A 15,944-nucleotide genomic window follows, 5' to 3' on the forward strand; every position below is an offset into this window, starting at 1 on the left:
GTGGCCGGTTGGGGTTTTTTGTTGGGGGAGCGATTGTTCTTAACGGTCAGGCTTGTACGAGCGCCTGCTTGCGACTGGCCATCGCCGTCACTGCATACCCGATCAGCGCCGCCAGTATCGACCCGGTCAGGATGCCCATCCGGTCCATACCCGCGTATTCACTGCTGCCCGGCACAAACGCCAGGGAGCCGACAAACAGGCTCATGGTGAAGCCGATGCCGCACAGGACCGCCACGCCCAGCACCTGGCCCCAGTTGGCGCCGGCGGGCAGTGCGGCAAGGCCGGTTTTTACCATGACCCAGGTGAAACCCAGTACGCCAACGGTCTTACCCAGCAGCAGGCCGGCGGCGATGCCCATTGGCACGTGGTGGGTGAAGCTTTCCAGGTTGACGCCCACCAGCGAGACGCCGGCATTGGCAAAGGCAAACAGCGGCAGGATCGCGTAGGCCACCCAGGGATGCAGGGCGTGTTCCAGGGTCAGCAGCGGCGATGGTTCGGCGTTTTTGGTGCGCAGCGGGATGCAGAACGCCAATGTCACGCCCGCCAGGGTGGCGTGTACGCCGCTCTTGAGCACGCAGACCCACAGGATCAGCCCGACAATCATGTAGGGCCCCAGCTTGACCACACCCAGCCGGTTCATGGCTATCAAGGCGATCAGGCATGCCGCTGCGCCGGCCAATGACGCCCCGGACAGGTCGGTGGAGTAGAAGATGGCGATCACGATGATTGCGCCAAGGTCGTCGATGATGGCCAGGGTCATCAGGAACAACTTCAGCGAAACCGGCACGCGCTTGCCCAGCAGGGCCAATACGCCCAGGGCGAAGGCAATGTCGGTGGCCATGGGGATTGCCCAGCCACCCAGGGCGGCCGGGTTGTCCTTGTTCAGCGCCCAATAGATCAGCGCCGGCACGACCATGCCGCCGATGGCTGCCGCTCCCGGCAGTACTACTTGCGAAGGCTTGGACAGTTGGCCGTCGAGCAACTCGCGTTTGACCTCAAGGCCGATCAGCAGGAAGAACAGGGCCATCAGGCCGTCGTTGATCCACAGCAGCGCCGGCTTGGCGATTTTCAGGGCGCCGATTTGTGCGACCACCGGCACGTCGAGAAAACTCGCGTAGAGGTGCGACAGCGGTGAGTTGTTGATGATCAGCGCCAAAGCGGCAGCAGCGATCAGGAGCAGACCGCTGGCGGCTTCCAGCTGGAAGAAACGGGTGAAAGTGCTACGCAGAGGCAAGGGATGCTCTCCAATCAAAGTTCAATAGGTGGGTACCCTAACCCGTACCGTTAGTTGTTAAAACAAAAGTTATATTCTTATTTGTTATAAGTGATCGGTCTGATCACTTGCGCGCCAGACCCCGGAAATTGTGTGTCCAATTGAGTCATGACTGTATCTGTGTGGAGTGTAGGAAACATCCTAAGATCAGGACTGAAATCCTTAGAGAAACCGATCATGAGCGACAACCGCCAATGGGCCCGCGAAGCCATTCGCATTATTGAAGCGGACTTCCAGCGCAGCGCCGACACCCACCTGATCCCCTTGCCAATGCAGGGTTTGCCGGGTATCGAGTTGTATTTCAAGGATGAGTCCAGCCATCCCACCGGCAGCCTGAAACATCGGTTGGCGCGTTCGTTGTTCCTCTATGCGTTGTGCAACGGCTGGCTCAAGCCTGGTGCACCGGTGATCGAAGCCTCCAGCGGTTCCACGGCGATTTCCGAGGCGTACTTCGCCAGGCTGCTGGGCTTGCCGTTTATTGCGGTGATGCCGGCCACCACTTCCCAGGAAAAGATTGCGCAGATCGCGTTCTACGGGGGCAAGAGCCATCTGGTGCAGGATCCGACGCAGATCTACGCCGAATCCGAGCGCCTGGCGCAGGAAAGCGGTGGTCATTTCATGGACCAGTTCACCTATGCCGAACGTGCCACTGACTGGCGCGCCAACAACAACATCGCTGAATCGATCTTCCAGCAACTGCGCTTTGAGCGTTATCCGGAGCCGAGTTGGCTGATTTCCAGCCCCGGCACGGGTGGCACCACGGCGACGTTGGGGCGTTATGTGCGTTATCGCCAGCACTGCACCCGAGTGTTGTGCGCGGACGCGGAGCGTTCGGTGTTTTTCGACTACTACCTGAGCGGCGACGCCAGCCTGCGCCTGGACTGTGGTTCGCGCATCGAAGGTATTGGCCGGCCACGGGTTGAGGCGTCGTTCCTGCCGAAAGTGATTGATGCGATGGTCAAGGTGCCGGATGCACTGTCCCTGGCGGCCATGCATTACCTGGCGCAGCGCTTGGGGAGGCGAGTAGGCGGCTCAAGTGGCACCAACCTGATCGGTGCGTTGATCGCGGCGCAGCAGATGAAGGCGGCAGGGGAGTCGGGCTCGATCGTGGCGATCTTGTGCGACGGCGGTGAGCGCTATGCCACGACCTATTACGATCAGGCCTGGCTTGCAGGGCAGGGGTATGAGTTGGAGGGTTTGATTGCGGCCGTTGCGGCGAGTGTCGAGCGGGGGCAACCGTTGCCGGAAAGCATCCTGCGCGCCAATATCTAAAACACCGCATTATCAATGTGGGAGCGGGCTTGCTCGCGAATGCGGAGTGTCAGCCAATACATGATTCGGCTGATCCACCGCATTCGCGAGCAAGCCCGCTCCCACATTTGATCTGCTGCGTTTTCAGCGCAGTGGTTAAGCCTCCAGGCCCAACATATCCCGCGCCAGCGCCTCGGCAATCCGAATCCCGTCGACACCCGCCGACAAAATCCCACCGGCATAACCGGCACCTTCGCCCGCCGGGAACAGGCCTTTCACGTTCAGGCTCTGCATCGACTCATTACGGGTAATCCGCAGCGGCGATGAAGTGCGGGTCTCGATCCCGGTCAGGACCGCGTCGTGCAGCGAGTAGCCCTTGATCTGCTTCTCGAACGCCGGCAACGCTTCGCGGATGGCTTCGATGGCAAACTCCGGCAACGCCAGCGCCAGGTCACCCAGGGCTACGCCGGGCTTGTAGGATGGCTCCACGGTACCGATGGCGGTGGACGGCTTGCCGGCGATGAAATCACCCACCAACTGCGCCGGTGCTTCGTAGTTGCTGCCGCCGAGGATGAACGCGTGGGATTCCAGGCGTTCCTGCAACTCGATCCCGGCCAGCGGGCCGCCCGGGTAATCCACTTCCGGGGTGATGCCCACCACGATCCCGGAGTTGGCGTTGCGTTCGTTACGCGAGTACTGGCTCATGCCGTTGGTTACTACGCGGTTCGGCTCTGATGTCGCCGCGACCACGGTACCGCCCGGGCACATGCAGAAGCTGTACACCGAACGGCCGTTCTTGGCGTGGTGCACCAGTTTGTAATCGGCGGCCCCGAGTTTCGGGTGGCCGGCGTACTTGCCCAGGCGTGCAGCGTCGATCAGCGACTGCGGGTGTTCGATACGGAAACCCACCGAGAACGGCTTGGCTTCCATGTACACGCCACGGCCATGCAGCATGCGGAAGGTATCGCGGGCGCTGTGGCCGAGGGCCAGGATTACGTGCTTGGACAGGATCTGCTCGCCGCCATCCACCACCACGCCATTCAACTGGCCGTCTTCGATCAGCACGTCGGTGACCCGCTGCTCGAAGCGCACTTCACCGCCCAGGGCGATGATCTGCTGGCGCATGTTTTCCACGACGCCGGTCAGGCGAAACGTACCGATGTGCGGCTTGCTGACGTAGAGGATTTCATCTGGCGCACCGGCCTTGACGAACTCGTGCAGCACCTTGCGACCGTGGAATTTCGGGTCCTTGATCTGGCTGTAGAGCTTGCCGTCGGAGAAGGTCCCGGCGCCGCCTTCACCGAACTGCACGTTGGATTCCGGGTTCAGCACATTCTTGCGCCACAGGCCCCAGGTGTCCTTGGTGCGCTGGCGCACTTCGCGGCCGCGCTCGAGGATGATCGGCTTGAAACCCATCTGTGCCAGCAACAGCCCGGCGAAGATCCCGCACGGGCCAAAACCGACGACGATCGGCCGCTCGGTCAGGCCTTCCGGCGCATGGCCCACGACCTTGTAGCTGATGTCCGGCGCCGGGTTGACGTTGCGGTCGTCGGCGAACTTGAGCAGCAGGGCCGCCTCGCCTTTGACTTCCAGGTCGATGGTGTAGATGAAGCACAGCTCCGACGATTTCTTGCGGGCGTCGTAGCTGCGTTTGAACAGGGTGAAATCGAGCAGGTCATCACTGGCGATGCCCAGGCGTTGCACAATGGCAGGCCGCAGGTCTTCTTCGGGATGGTCGATGGGCAGCTTGAGTTCGGTGATTCGTAACATGACAGGAATCCGGTAGGCGGCGGGCAAAGAGGCCGGCTGTTTTGCAAACCGGCGATTATAAGCCCCAACAGCGGTTTCCCGTCATGCTAAAACAGCGTAGGGCGCAATCAGTCGTCTCGCGAACCGCCGAACGACGCGCAACCGCGTTGCACCTGGCCGTTGACCCGAAGCTCGGCGGACATGTGCTGCAGGCTGCCGCTGGCGCTGTCGACACAGCGTTGCGGGGCCACCCACAGTTCGATGTGCTGGTTATTCGCTTCGGTCATCAGGTTGAACCGTCCGTCGCCCGATTGCTCTTCCACATACGGCACGGCCAATGGTGGCTGGCCTTCACGCTCCAGCACCATGCCCTTGGCGGTGACGTTCATCGCCCAGGCCGGTTTGTGGCCGTTGGCCCGCAGGATCATGCGCTTGAAGTCCGGGTCATCGCAGGCCGAGGTCGAGCGCTCGACGCGGTACACCTGTTGCAGGTCCACCGTGCCCTGAGTACCGCTGGCGACGCCGGAGAATTTGCCACGCAGGTCGGCAAACAGTGCGCCTTGCTGGCCGGCCAGGGAGGCGGCCTCCTGCAGGATGCTGGTGCCACCGGTGTCGTTGACCACGTAGTTGCGTTTGTCGTTGCAGGGCTGGAACAGCAGTTTGTCACCCTGCGCCGTCAACTCGCCCTGCATGCGGGTCATCCCGGCGAGAGAGGGCTTGGCCGGCTCGTTATCGAACATCTGGCAGGCGGCGAACAGGGGCAACAGGGCAAACAAGGCTAGGGTACGGGCGGCACGCATTATCGGGTCTCCTGATAAGTGCCGCCACGTTACGCAGGCTGGCGGTGCATCACAAGCCCGGGACACAGGTTGAATAAGGTGTGCCGGGGGCGATCATCCCTGCTGGGACTTTTCCTATAGAGGGATCTGAACGGTCATGGGAACGTCTTTCTCTTTTATTCGGAAAGCCGCGATGACTATTCGATGGAATCTGTGGGGGCTGTTACTGGTGACGGGTTCTGCACTGGGCAGTGAACCGGCGCGGCTGGAGTACTCCTCTGCCACTGACTTTACCGAGATCTCGATCACCGTGAAGAGGACGCCTGACAGTAGCCCGGACTTTATTTCGGTCAATGTCACGCTGAGCCCGGAGGCCAGGGCCCGCACGGCTGCAATTACTTTACTGGCTTACAACAAGCAGGTTTCGACATACGTAGACGGCTACAACGTGAGTGATGGCGCCACTGTCATGGGTGTGCTGAACACACGAGAAATACAGTTTTCCGTCCCCCAGGACATGCTCCGTAAATGGATGCCCTGGGTTCAACGGTGACGGCTTTTCAGGCTGGTCAGCCTACGATAAACGTCTGCCCGGTCTGCAAGCCTTCCACGCTTTTCGCGTAGGCCAACGCCACTTCTGCACCCGGAGCCGGTTTGTACCCACGGAAGTACGGCGCGTAGCTGCCCATGGCTTCCAGCAGGACGGTAGGGCTGACCGAGTTGATGCGCAGGCCGCGGGGCAGTTCGATCGCAGCGGCTTTCACGAATGCATCCAGCGCGCCGTTGACCAGGGCAGCCGAAGCACCGGTACGAATCGGATCGCGGTTGAGAATGCCGCTGGTGAAGGTGAACGACGCGCCGTCATTGGCGAACTCGCGGCCAATCAGCAGCAGGTTGACCTGGCCCATCAGCTTGTCTTGCAGGCCCAGGTCAAAATCGGTTTCGCTCATGTCGCCCAGGGGCACGAAGTTGACGCTGCCGGCGGCGCAGATCAGTGCGTCGAATTTGCCGGTCTGTTCGAACAGTTTGCGGATCGAGGCGCTGTCGCTGATATCGACCTGGAAGTCGCCACTTTTGCGACCGATGCTGATCACTTCATGCCGTTGGGACAGTTCTGCCTTCACCGCCGAACCCACGGTACCGCTTGCGCCAATCAACAGGATTTTCATCGTGCCTTCCTCCAGATGTGTAGGTGAGGTTTCAGTCTAGAGTGATTTTTTGCCCGGATAAGTGCACTAATAGGCAACCTTTGGTTTTCAATTGGAAACAATCCATGAGCGAAATGGATGACCTCGCCGCGTTTGCCGTGTTGATCGAAGCCGGCAGCTTTACCTTGGCGGCCCAGCAACTGGGCTGCAGCAAAGGGCAACTGTCCAAGCGCATCAGCCAGTTGGAAGCGCAGTTTTCGGTGGTGTTGTTGCATCGCACCACCCGCCGCCTGAGCCTGACGGCGGCGGGTGCGGCGCTGTTGCCGCAAGCCCAGGCGTTGGTGGTCCAGGTGGAGCGGGCACGTCAGGCGTTGGCCAGGCTCAAGGATGATCTCGTCGGCCCGGTGCGTATGACGGTTCCGGTGTCCCTGGGCGAAACCTTCTTCGACGGTCTGTTGCTGGAGTTTTCCCGGGAGTACCCACAGGTGCAGATCGAGTTGGAACTCAACAACCAGTACCGGGACCTGGCGCGGGATGGCTTCGACCTGGCGGTACGTTCGGAGGTCGCCAACGACGAGCGTCTGGTCGCCAAGCCGTTGCTCGCCTGGCACGAGATGACCTGCGCCAGCCCGGCTTACCTGGAACAGCACGGCGAGCCGCTGACGCCGGCGGAACTGGTGGGCCACAACTGCTTGCTGAACAGCCACTACAGTGGTCGTGAAGAGTGGCTGTATCACCAACAGCATGAGCTGCTGCGGGTTCGGGTATCCGGGACCTTTGCCTCCAACCATTACAACTTGTTGAAGAAGGCTGCACTGGTGGGGGCGGGCATCGCGCGCTTGCCGTCCTACGTGCTGCACGCGGAATTGGCTGACGGTCGCCTGCGCTGGCTCCTGCGGGATTATCAGACCCGCAGCATGCCGATGTACCTGGTCCATCCGTATCAGGGCGGCCTGCCGCGCCGCACCCAGGTACTCGCAGATTATCTGGTGGGCTGGTTCAAGCGCAGCGGCGAAGCCCTCGATCGCCTTTAGCGGTAGCGTCGCGCAATCAGGTGATCAATCGAGAAGCTGCCCGGCCCCTTGGCCATCAACAGCAGCAGCAATGCGATCCAGGTGCCGTGGGTCGGGTAGGCGTCCGGGTAGACGAAAAGCTGGATGGTCAGGGTCATGCCCAGCAGCGCCAGCGCCGAGAATCGCGTGGCAAACCCCACGAGGATCAGCACCGGGAAGAAATGCTCGGCGAACGCAGCCATGTGCGCCGCCACTTCCGCAGACAGCAGCGGCACGTGGTATTCGCTGCGAAACAGCGGCAGGGTGGACGGCGCCAAGTGCGGCCAGCCCAGTTGGAAGGTCCCGCCGATCAGGTCCACGGCAAGGCCTTCCACTTTGGTCTGGCCGGATTTCCAGAACACCGCTGCGATAGAGAAGCGTGCGACAAAGGCGATCAGGCTGTAGGGGATTTTCTCGAAGCACTGGATGATCCGTTGGATCAGCCCGGGAGCGGTGGTGTTCATGGCGATACCTTGGGTTCTGTGTGCAAGTGGGTGATGGCGCCGTGACCGATCAGCAGGGCCAGGCATTGGTGCAGGTCAAATTCGGCGGCCGCATCGAGGGCGTAGGCCACGGCCATTTCCAATGGCCAACCGTTGTTCAGGCTGTTGATAAACGTCGCTGAGCCGCTGTCGATGTGAAATACCTGCACGTGCAGGCCATTGCGTAGCACCAGCGCGCTTTGGGCATGGAAGGGGTCGAGGGTGGCGAGGGATTCGCCGGTCTGATGCGCCGCCCATAAAGCCACCACGGCGTAGGCCGAGTTCAGGGTGGCCAGGGATGGATGCAGTTGCAGGCGCAGTTCGCCCAGGTCCGACTGTTGTTGCAGGGTGGCGATGACCTCCTGTTGATCCAGTGGCTGTGCGTCTGCCGCGTGGTAGGCCCTCACCCGCAATCGCTCCAGGCGCGCCACGTCAGCCAGGTAAGGCACGCTGGCGGCGGGGGCGAAGCCCTGGATAAAGTCCGCCAGGTCGCTGCCGTATTCATTGATCAGAGGGCTTGTCGGCGGGAAACCCTGGACATACACACCGGCCATCGCCCGAAAAAACTCATCGCCCACCAGTTGCAGGGTGACCGGGTAGCCGGCGGCCAGCGCGTTGATCAGCGAGCTATGGACATTGTTGCGATACACCGCAAAACGACTGGCCGGATCGGCGCCGTTGCAGCTGAACAAGCCTTGCGGGCAGTTTTCCTCGGGGGACAGCAGGGCGCGGCTAAAGACGTCCTGGCGGCTCATGCACGCACCTCCAGCAGAAACCGGTCGGCCTCGCGTGCTTCAGCGTGCAGCACGCTGAACGCCGGCACCTGGTTGTCGCGCTCGATCAGCGTGGCGACCGGCCCGGTGCGGCTGAGCACGTGCTGGTAGAGCTGCCATACCGCGTTGTCGATGGGGGCGCCGTGATCGTCAATCAGCAAACGGTCGCCGAGGCTGTCGGTGTCTTCGGCAAACCCTGCCAGGTGAATCTCGCCCACGGCGTGCAACGGCAAGGCCTCGATGTACTTCAGCGGGTCTTGCTGATGGTTGATGCACGACACATACACATTGTTCACGTCCAGCAGCAGCCCGCAGCCGGTGCGGCGAATCGCTTCGCTGATGAAGTCGGTCTCTTCCAGGGTGGAGCACTGGAATTGCAGATAGGTCGACGGGTTCTCCAGCAGCATGGTCCGCTGCAGGCGGGTTTGTACCTGGTCGATGTGTTCGCACACCCGCTTCAGGGTTTCATCGTCATACGCCAGCGGCAGCAAATCATTGAGAAACACCGGGCCGTGGCTGGACCAGGCCAGGTGTTCGGAAAAGGAGTGGGGTTGATAGCGTTCGATCAGCGTGGCCAAGCGCGCCAGGTGCTCGTCGTTCAGCGGACCTTCGCCGCCAATGGACAGGCCTACACCGTGCAGCGACAGCGGGTATTGTTCGCGGATCAAGCCCAGGTAGTGATGGAAAGGCCCGCCGGCCACCATGTAGTTTTCGGCGTGGACTTCAAAAAAACCGATATCGGGGGACGTCTCGAGCACTTCACTGAAGTGCTCGTTCTTGAGCCCCAGCCCGGCCCGACGGGGGAGGCCGGGCGCCTGAGCCTGGGAGATGGAGTGGGTGAATGAGAGCGTCATCGTCAGTACTCAGGCTGTGCAGGGTTTCAGGACTTGGCGGTGAAGGCAGCTTCCTGGCCGAAGCCGGTTGGCGAGGTGGTGCTTGGGGTTTTCAGGCAGGTACCGGCCGGGACCAGTTTCCAGGCGTTGGCCTGATCCTTGACCTTCGAGGTGCCCGCGCAGGAAGTGCCCGCGCCTGCGGCGCAATCGTTCTTGCCGGCTTCGGCTACACCGAAGCATTTCTGCATGTCATCGGCGGCGTGGGCGGTGGTGGTCAGGGCGGACAGGCTCAGGGCCGAACCCAGGGCCAGGACGAGGGTGGCGGCGGACAGCGAGCGGGTTTTGGTAGTCATGGTGTATCTCCAGCAGTGGGTTGGGTTGGCAAGCATGTTCGCCTGCTTACACCACTAGAGAAAGGGGGAAGGGATTCGTTACAAAGCCGGGGGAAAAAATTTCAGGTTTCGCCAAAGTCTTTGGTTCACACCAAGCAAATGTGGGAGCGGGCTTGCTCGCGAAGGCAGTGGGTCAGTCACCCAACAAGTTGGCTGATCCACCGCCTTCGCGAGCAAGCCCGCTCCCACAAAAGCCCGCTCATACATTGACCAGATGGGCATCAACCGCCCAAATAAGCCTCACGTACTTTCGGATCGGTCAGCAGTTGTTCGCCGCTGCCCTGCATCACCACGCGGCCGTTTTCCAGCACGTAGGCGCGGTCGGCAATCTTCAGCGCCTGGTTGGCGTTCTGCTCCACCAGGAACACCGTCACACCGTCCTTGCGCAGCTGTTCGATGATGTCGAAGATCTGCTGGATGATGATCGGCGCCAACCCCAGGGACGGTTCGTCCAGCAACAACAGCTTGGGCTTGCTCATCAGCGCGCGGCCGATGGCGAGCATTTGCTGTTCGCCGCCGGACATGGTGCCGCCGCGCTGGCTGAAGCGTTCCTTGAGCCGCGGGAACAGGTGCAGCACCTTGTCCATCTGCTCCTGGTAATCGCCCTTGTCGGTGAAGAACCCGCCCATGGCGAGGTTCTCTTCCACGGTCAGGCGGGCAAATACCCGGCGGCCCTCCGGAACCACGGCAATGCTCTTGCGCATGATCTCGGAGGAGGCCTGGCCCACCAGCTCCTCACCCATGTAGCGGATGCTGCCGCTGTGAGCCTGGGGCGAACCGCACAGGGTCATCAGCAGCGTGGATTTACCGGCACCGTTGGCGCCGATCAGGGTAACGATTTCGCCCTGGCGCACTTCCACGTTGACGCTGTGCAGCGCCTGGATCTTGCCGTAGAAAGTGGAAACGTTTTCGAATTGCAGCATTTTACGCTTCCCCCAAATAGGCTTTGATCACTTCCGGGTTGTCGCGGATCTGCTCCGGCGTACCGTCGGCCAGTGGCGTGCCCTGGTTGATCACGACGATATGGTCGGAAATGCTCATGACCAGTTTCATGTCGTGTTCGATCAGCAGCACGGTGGCGTTGTTTTCTTCACGCAGCACACTGATCAGCGCCTTGAGGTCTTCTGTTTCCTTCGGGTTCAAGCCGGCGGCCGGTTCGTCGAGCATGAGGATCCGCGGGCGGGTCATCATGCAGCGGGCGATTTCCAGGCGCCGTTGCTGACCGTAGGCCAGGGTGCCGGCAGGACGGTTGGCAAACTCGGTGAGGTTGACCTTGTCCAGCCAGTACGCTGCATATTCCATGGCCTCGCGCTCGCTCTTGCGGAACGACGGAGTCTTGAACAGGCCGGCAAAGAAGTTGGTGTTCAGGTGGCGATGCTGGGCGATCAACAGGTTCTCGACCGCCGTCATGTCCTTGAACAACCGCACGTTCTGGAAGGTCCGCACCACGCCCTTGCGGGCGATCTCGTGGCCGGCCAGGCCCTGGATCGGCTGGCCGTCCAGCAGGATGGTGCCGCCAGCCGGCTTGTAGAAGCCGGTCAGGCAGTTGAACACCGTGGTCTTGCCGGCGCCGTTGGGGCCGATCAGGGCCACGACTTGTTTCTCTTGCACGGTCAGGGCCACGCCGTTGACCGCCAGCAAACCGCCGAAGCGCATGCTCAAGTTTTCGACTTTCAGGATCTCGCGGCTCATTTGCGCAGCTCCATGTGGGGACGTTGCATGGGCAGCAGGCCTTGAGGTCGCCAGATCATCATCAGCACCATCATGGCGCCGAACATCAACATGCGGTATTCGCTGAATTCACGCATCATTTCCGGCAGCAGGATCATCACGATCGCCGCGAGGATCACGCCGAGCTGCGAGCCCATGCCGCCCAGTACCACGATGGCGAGGATGATTGCCGACTCGATGAAGGTGAACGACTCCGGGGTCACCAGGCCTTGGCGCGCGGCGAAGAAGCTGCCGGCAAAACCGGCGAAGGTGGCCCCGAGGGTGAATGCCGAAAGCTTGATGACGGTCGGGTTCATGCCTAGTGCACGGCAGGCGATTTCATCTTCGCGCAACGCTTCCCACGCGCGACCGATCGGCATGCGCAGCAGGCGGTTGATCACGAACAGCGCCGCCAGTGCCAGCAGCAGGGCCACCAGGTACAGGAACACCACTTTGCTCACCGGGTTGTAGTCGATCCCGAAGTACTCGTGGAACGTCTGCATGCCTTCGGCCGCGGTGCGGTCGAACGTCAGCCCGAAGAACGTCGGCTTGGGAATGCTGCTGATGCCGTTGGGGCCGCCGGTGATATCGGTGAGGTTACGCAGGAACAGACGGATGATTTCACCGAAGCCCAGGGTCACGATCGCCAGATAGTCACCGCGCAAGCGCAGTACCGGGAAGCCCAGCAGGAAGCCAAATGTGGCCGCCGCCATGCCGGCCAGTGGAAGGCAGATCCAGAAGCCCCAGCCCAGGTAATGCGAGAGCAGCGCGTAGGTGTAGGCACCCACCGCGTAGAAGCCCACATAGCCCAGGTCGAGCAGGCCGGCGAGACCCACCACGATGTTCAGGCCCAGGCCCAGCAACACGTAGATCAGGATCAGCGTCGCGATATCCACCGCACCACGGGAGCCGAAGAACGGCCAGATCAACGCGGCCACGATCAGGCCGATGATGATGTAGCGCTGGGTGCGCGGCAGGGTCAGGAACTGGCTGACCTTGGGCGATACCAACGGGCCACGGTTGGACTTGAGGAGCGCACCGACCTGTTGGGTGAACAGCACGCGCAGGAACATCAACACCGAGCACAGGGCAATGATGGTCAACGTCACGGGACCGGTGCCATGCACTTCAAGGTTGATCCCGACAATGCTCAACTTGAGCCCGAGTACCGGGAAGGCCACGGCCCAGACCAGCAAGGCGCTGAAAAACGCCGATTTAAGATATCTGCTCATACTTTCTCAACCTCCGGACGGCCCAGAATGCCGGTCGGCCGGAACAACAGCACCAGAACCAATAGACCGAATGCCACCACGTCCTTGTACTGGTCACCGAATACGTCGGCGCCAAAGGCTTCAGCCACACCCAGCACCAGCCCGCCGAGCATCGCGCCCGGAATGCTGCCGATGCCGCCCAATACCGCCGCGGTGAAGGCCTTGAGGCCCACCAGGAAGCCGGCGTTGGGGTTGATCACGCCATACTGCATGCTCAGCAATACAGCGGCGATGGCCGCCAGTGCGGCACCGATGACGAAGGTCAGGGCGATGATGTTGTTGGTGTTGATGCCCAACAGGTTGGCCATCTTGATGTCTTCGGCGCAGGCCCGGCAGGCGCGCCCCAGACGGGAGCGAGAGATGAACAGGGTCAGGCCGAGCATTGCCACCAGGGTGACGACGAAGACCAGGACCTGCATGTAGGAAATCAGCACTTCTTGTGCGCCACCTGGGCCGAAGGAGAAGCTCCCCGGGATCAGGTTGGGAATGGATTTGTCCTTGGAATCCTGGGACAGCAATACGGTGTTCTGCAGGAAAATCGACATGCCGATCGCAGAGATCAGCGGGATCAAGCGGTTGCTGCCACGCAAGGGGCGGTACGCAACGCGTTCGATACTGTAGCCATAGGCACTGGTTACGACGATGGACGCCAGGAATGCAGCGGTCATCAACAGCGGCAGGGAATGGATACCCAGCATGGCCAGCCCGGCAAGGGCGATGAAGGCCACGTAGGAACCAATCATGTACACCTCGCCATGGGCGAAGTTAATCATTCCAATGATGCCGTAAACCATTGTGTAGCCAATGGCTATCAAGGCATAGGTGCTGCCAACGGTCATGCCGTTAACCAGCGTTTGGAAAAAATGATAGATCTCAGGCATTACAGCGCTCCTAAAAACCCGATACGCATTTCACTGGTGGAGTCAATTTCCGGCTCGGTGCCCTGTTCTGTGATCAGGTTGCACAAAGCGTTTGCCAGCGAACCGCTGGTGACGGTTTTAAGATTTTCAGGTGAGCCAGCGCCCGGATCGCGGGTGACAGGCCCATAAACCTCGTAAAACAAAGCCCACTGCTTGCACAGTGGGCTTGTTGACCAGTAACGCCTGGCTTACTGAGGGGAAACTTCGGTTTTTGGTTTGCCGAAGTGCCATTCGTAGACCACGAACTTGAAGTCCTTCAGGTCGCCCTTGGCGTCGAAGCTCAGGTCGCCGGTCGGGGTCTTGAAGGTACCGGCGTGGATGGCCGCTGCCACCTTGGCGGTGTCTTCGCTCTTCGCGGCAGCGATACCGCCGGCGATCACTTCAACAGCCGAGTAGGCCGGGAACACGAACGGACCGGTTGGGTCCTGCTTGTTCTTGGTGAACTCTTCAACGATTGCCTTGTTGGCAGGATCGGTGTCGAAGGATTTCGGCAGGGTAACCAGCAGGCCTTCGGAAGCGTTCTGGGCGATTTGCGAGATGGAGTCGTTGCCGACGCCTTCAGGGCCCATGAACTTGGCGTTCACGCCTTTTTCCTTGGCTTGGCGCAGGATCAGGCCCAGCTCAGGGTGGTAGCCGCCGTAGTAGACGAAGTCGACGTTGGCTTGCTTGAGCTTCTGGATCAGCGAACCGAAGTCTTTGTCGCCAGCGTTGATGCCTTCGAAGAGGGCAACTTTCACGCCTTTCTTCTCGAGGGTTTGTTTAACGGCGGTGGCGATGCCTTCACCGTATTGCTGTTTGTCGTGGATAACGGCTACGACTTTCGGCTTCACGTGGTCGGCGATGTAGTTACCGGCGGCAGGGCCCTGGGCGCTGTCCAGGCCGATGGTGCGGAAGACCAGCTTGTAGCCACGGGACGTGATTTCCGGGCTGGTGGCAGCCGGGGTGATCATGATCACGCCTTCGTCTTCGTAGATGTCGGATGCTGGCTGAGTGGAGCTGGAGCAAAGGTGACCGACCACGAACTTGACGCCGTCGTTGACCACTTTGTTGGCTACGGCCACGGCTTGTTTTGGATCGCAAGCGTCGTCGTATTCCTTGGCTTCGAGCATTTTGCCATCTACGCCGCCCTTGGCGTTGATGTCGGCGATGGCCTGCTTGGCACCCATGAACTGCATGTCGCCGTACTGGGTCACAGGGCCGGTTTTAGGGCCGGCAATACCGATCTTGATGGTGTCAGCTGCGAACGAATGGCTGGCAACCCCGGCCAGGACCATAGCGGCAAACAGTTTGGAAATCTGCTTAGTAGCCTTATTCATAGTGCTCCACTCTTACTGTTGTATTTTTTATAGTTCTAGCGGCCTTGTGAGCTGCAGAACCGGATCAGATATCTCGGATATCCCCCGGCAGCGGCCTGGCAACTGTACCGGTACAGTGTAGAGCGCCGGTTGATCGCTTGAAAAGCTGGCTGCTGGGGGCAAAACCCGGGTATGTCGCTTAAATGAAAGAAAAAGACAGAATTGCGGCGGGGTGATGCCAGAGTTTCGGGCAATCCTTGGCTTTCCTGACACTTTCGTTCGGTGCCTCATTTGCAACTGGGTTTTTCTGCCTGGGGCTCGACGGTATGATTGCGCCGATTTTTTCTTCAGGTGAACTCCCATGACGCAAGAACCTAGCACCCTCTATGCCAAGCTGCTTGGTGAAACTGCCGAAATTTCCTGGAAGGAGCTTGAGCCGTTCTTTGCCAAGGGTGCCCTATTGTGGGTCGACGCCGGGCTGGATTTGATCGAGGCCGCCGAGGGCATGGCTGAGGACAACCGTGAGAAAGTCGCTGCCTGGCTGGCTGCGGGGAGTCTTGGCGAGGTGTCTGCGACGCGGGCATTGGACCTGGTTGAGCGGGACCCGAGTTTGTGGGCGGTGGTGGTTTCGCCGTGGATTCTGATCCAGGAAAGGGCAGTGTAGGAAATGCATGCGCGAAAAAGGTGCGTGATTTTTCCGAGTTTAAGTGTGTAGGCGGGTAACTGCATTTGCGGTGATGGCACCTTGCCGTAGAGAAAGGTCACAGGCGAGGGTTACGTGCGCGTCATGGGAACAGTTTTGGTAGCGGCAGAGTGCGGGGGGAATTGTTTCTGGGTATGTGTACATATCCGTTATTTAGGTAACGGCCACCTATGGTTCCGCTCTTACAGCGGGTCACTTTTGGCAAACGCCCCAAAAGTAACCAAAAGGTCTTTGCCCCACCACTCGGTGCCTCGCCTAGGCTCGGCATGCCCGCACTCCGGCCCGGTTCCGCGGGCCGCCGCGACGGGCCATC

Annotated in this window: 18 protein-coding genes; 4 read left to right on the plus strand and 14 right to left on the minus strand. The window is 60.6% G+C overall.

Annotated features, from left to right (window positions below; genetic code table 11):
• Positions 1 to 46: 46 nt before the first annotated feature.
• Positions 47 to 1,234, minus strand: coding sequence for a Na+/H+ antiporter NhaA (gene nhaA, locus HX801_RS30285; RefSeq protein ID WP_003211688.1), 1,188 nt, complete (start codon positions 1,232 to 1,234; stop codon positions 47 to 49).
• Between the two features lie 213 nt (positions 1,235 to 1,447).
• Between nhaA and HX801_RS30290 the strand changes: the two genes are divergently transcribed.
• Positions 1,448 to 2,545, plus strand: a complete 1,098-nt coding sequence (locus HX801_RS30290; protein WP_173406096.1) for a PLP-dependent cysteine synthase family protein — start codon at positions 1,448 to 1,450, stop codon at positions 2,543 to 2,545.
• Between the two features lie 135 nt (positions 2,546 to 2,680).
• Here HX801_RS30290 and HX801_RS30295 read toward each other — a convergent pair whose 3' ends face one another.
• Both HX801_RS30295 and HX801_RS30300 read right to left on the minus strand, forming a co-directional pair.
• On the minus strand, positions 2,681 to 4,294 hold the full coding sequence (locus HX801_RS30295; RefSeq protein ID WP_102368251.1) for an NAD(P)/FAD-dependent oxidoreductase: 1,614 nt from the start codon (positions 4,292 to 4,294) through the stop codon (positions 2,681 to 2,683).
• A gap of 107 nt (positions 4,295 to 4,401) precedes the next feature.
• Positions 4,402 to 5,073 carry a COG3650 family protein gene (locus HX801_RS30300; RefSeq protein ID WP_003211681.1) on the minus strand — a complete coding sequence of 224 codons (672 nt, stop codon included), beginning with the start codon at positions 5,071 to 5,073 and terminating at the stop codon, positions 4,402 to 4,404.
• A gap of 172 nt (positions 5,074 to 5,245) precedes the next feature.
• Between HX801_RS30300 and HX801_RS30305 the strand changes: the two genes are divergently transcribed.
• Entirely contained in the window at positions 5,246 to 5,605 is a 360-nt protein-coding gene (locus HX801_RS30305) for a hypothetical protein (RefSeq protein ID WP_003211679.1), read from the plus strand.
• Positions 5,606 to 5,621: 16 nt separating this feature from the next.
• Here HX801_RS30305 and HX801_RS30310 read toward each other — a convergent pair whose 3' ends face one another.
• Positions 5,622 to 6,221, minus strand: a complete 600-nt coding sequence (locus HX801_RS30310; protein ID WP_003211677.1) for a short chain dehydrogenase — start codon at positions 6,219 to 6,221, stop codon at positions 5,622 to 5,624.
• A 104-nt stretch (positions 6,222 to 6,325) separates the two neighbouring features.
• Here HX801_RS30310 and HX801_RS30315 point away from each other — a divergent pair, with 104 nt between their 5' ends.
• Positions 6,326 to 7,234, plus strand: coding sequence for a LysR family transcriptional regulator (locus tag HX801_RS30315; RefSeq protein ID WP_003211675.1), 909 nt, complete (start codon positions 6,326 to 6,328; stop codon positions 7,232 to 7,234).
• Here the strand turns inward: HX801_RS30315 and HX801_RS30320 are convergent.
• The 10 genes from HX801_RS30320 to HX801_RS30365 form a co-directional block, all read right to left on the minus strand.
• Positions 7,231 to 7,716, minus strand: a complete 486-nt coding sequence (locus HX801_RS30320; RefSeq protein ID WP_003211673.1) for a DoxX family protein — start codon at positions 7,714 to 7,716, stop codon at positions 7,231 to 7,233. The genes HX801_RS30315 and HX801_RS30320 overlap by 4 nt on opposite strands.
• On the minus strand, positions 7,713 to 8,489 hold the full coding sequence (locus HX801_RS30325; protein ID WP_087693196.1) for a DUF2063 domain-containing protein: 777 nt from the start codon (positions 8,487 to 8,489) through the stop codon (positions 7,713 to 7,715). Before HX801_RS30325 ends, HX801_RS30320 begins: the two co-directional genes overlap by 4 nt.
• Positions 8,486 to 9,361: a DUF692 domain-containing protein gene (locus HX801_RS30330; protein ID WP_003211668.1), complete on the minus strand. Its 876-nt coding sequence runs from the start codon at positions 9,359 to 9,361 to the stop codon at positions 8,486 to 8,488. Before HX801_RS30330 ends, HX801_RS30325 begins: the two co-directional genes overlap by 4 nt.
• Before the next feature lie 26 nt (positions 9,362 to 9,387).
• Positions 9,388 to 9,693 carry a DUF2282 domain-containing protein gene (locus HX801_RS30335; protein WP_003211666.1) on the minus strand — a complete coding sequence of 102 codons (306 nt, stop codon included), beginning with the start codon at positions 9,691 to 9,693 and terminating at the stop codon, positions 9,388 to 9,390.
• A 260-nt stretch (positions 9,694 to 9,953) separates the two neighbouring features.
• Entirely contained in the window at positions 9,954 to 10,655 is a 702-nt protein-coding gene (locus HX801_RS30340) for an ABC transporter ATP-binding protein (protein WP_003211664.1), read from the minus strand.
• Position 10,656: 1 nt separating this feature from the next.
• Positions 10,657 to 11,424, minus strand: coding sequence for a high-affinity branched-chain amino acid ABC transporter ATP-binding protein LivG (gene livG / locus HX801_RS30345; RefSeq protein ID WP_003211663.1), 768 nt, complete (start codon positions 11,422 to 11,424; stop codon positions 10,657 to 10,659).
• Complete coding sequence (locus tag HX801_RS30350; RefSeq protein ID WP_003211661.1) at positions 11,421 to 12,674, minus strand: high-affinity branched-chain amino acid ABC transporter permease LivM; 1,254 nt, start codon at positions 12,672 to 12,674, stop codon at positions 11,421 to 11,423. Before HX801_RS30350 ends, livG begins: the two co-directional genes overlap by 4 nt.
• Positions 12,671 to 13,594 carry a high-affinity branched-chain amino acid ABC transporter permease LivH gene (gene livH / locus HX801_RS30355; protein ID WP_017137212.1) on the minus strand — a complete coding sequence of 308 codons (924 nt, stop codon included), beginning with the start codon at positions 13,592 to 13,594 and terminating at the stop codon, positions 12,671 to 12,673. Before livH ends, HX801_RS30350 begins: the two co-directional genes overlap by 4 nt.
• Complete coding sequence (locus HX801_RS30360) at positions 13,594 to 13,776, minus strand: hypothetical protein (RefSeq protein ID WP_003211657.1); 183 nt, start codon at positions 13,774 to 13,776, stop codon at positions 13,594 to 13,596. The genes livH and HX801_RS30360 overlap by 1 nt, the downstream gene beginning before the upstream one ends.
• Before the next feature lie 45 nt (positions 13,777 to 13,821).
• Positions 13,822 to 14,949: a branched-chain amino acid ABC transporter substrate-binding protein gene (locus HX801_RS30365; protein WP_087693197.1), complete on the minus strand. Its 1,128-nt coding sequence runs from the start codon at positions 14,947 to 14,949 to the stop codon at positions 13,822 to 13,824.
• Positions 14,950 to 15,289: 340 nt separating this feature from the next.
• Between HX801_RS30365 and HX801_RS30370 the strand changes: the two genes are divergently transcribed.
• Positions 15,290 to 15,592 (plus strand): DUF2288 domain-containing protein, encoded by a 303-nt coding sequence (locus HX801_RS30370; RefSeq protein WP_003211652.1) that lies wholly within the window; start codon positions 15,290 to 15,292, stop codon positions 15,590 to 15,592.
• The last annotated feature ends 352 nt before the right edge of the window (positions 15,593 to 15,944 follow it).

The sequence above is a fragment of the Pseudomonas sp. G1002 genome (assembly GCF_013385455.1).
In the GTDB taxonomy this organism is placed as follows: domain Bacteria; phylum Pseudomonadota; class Gammaproteobacteria; order Pseudomonadales; family Pseudomonadaceae; genus Aquipseudomonas.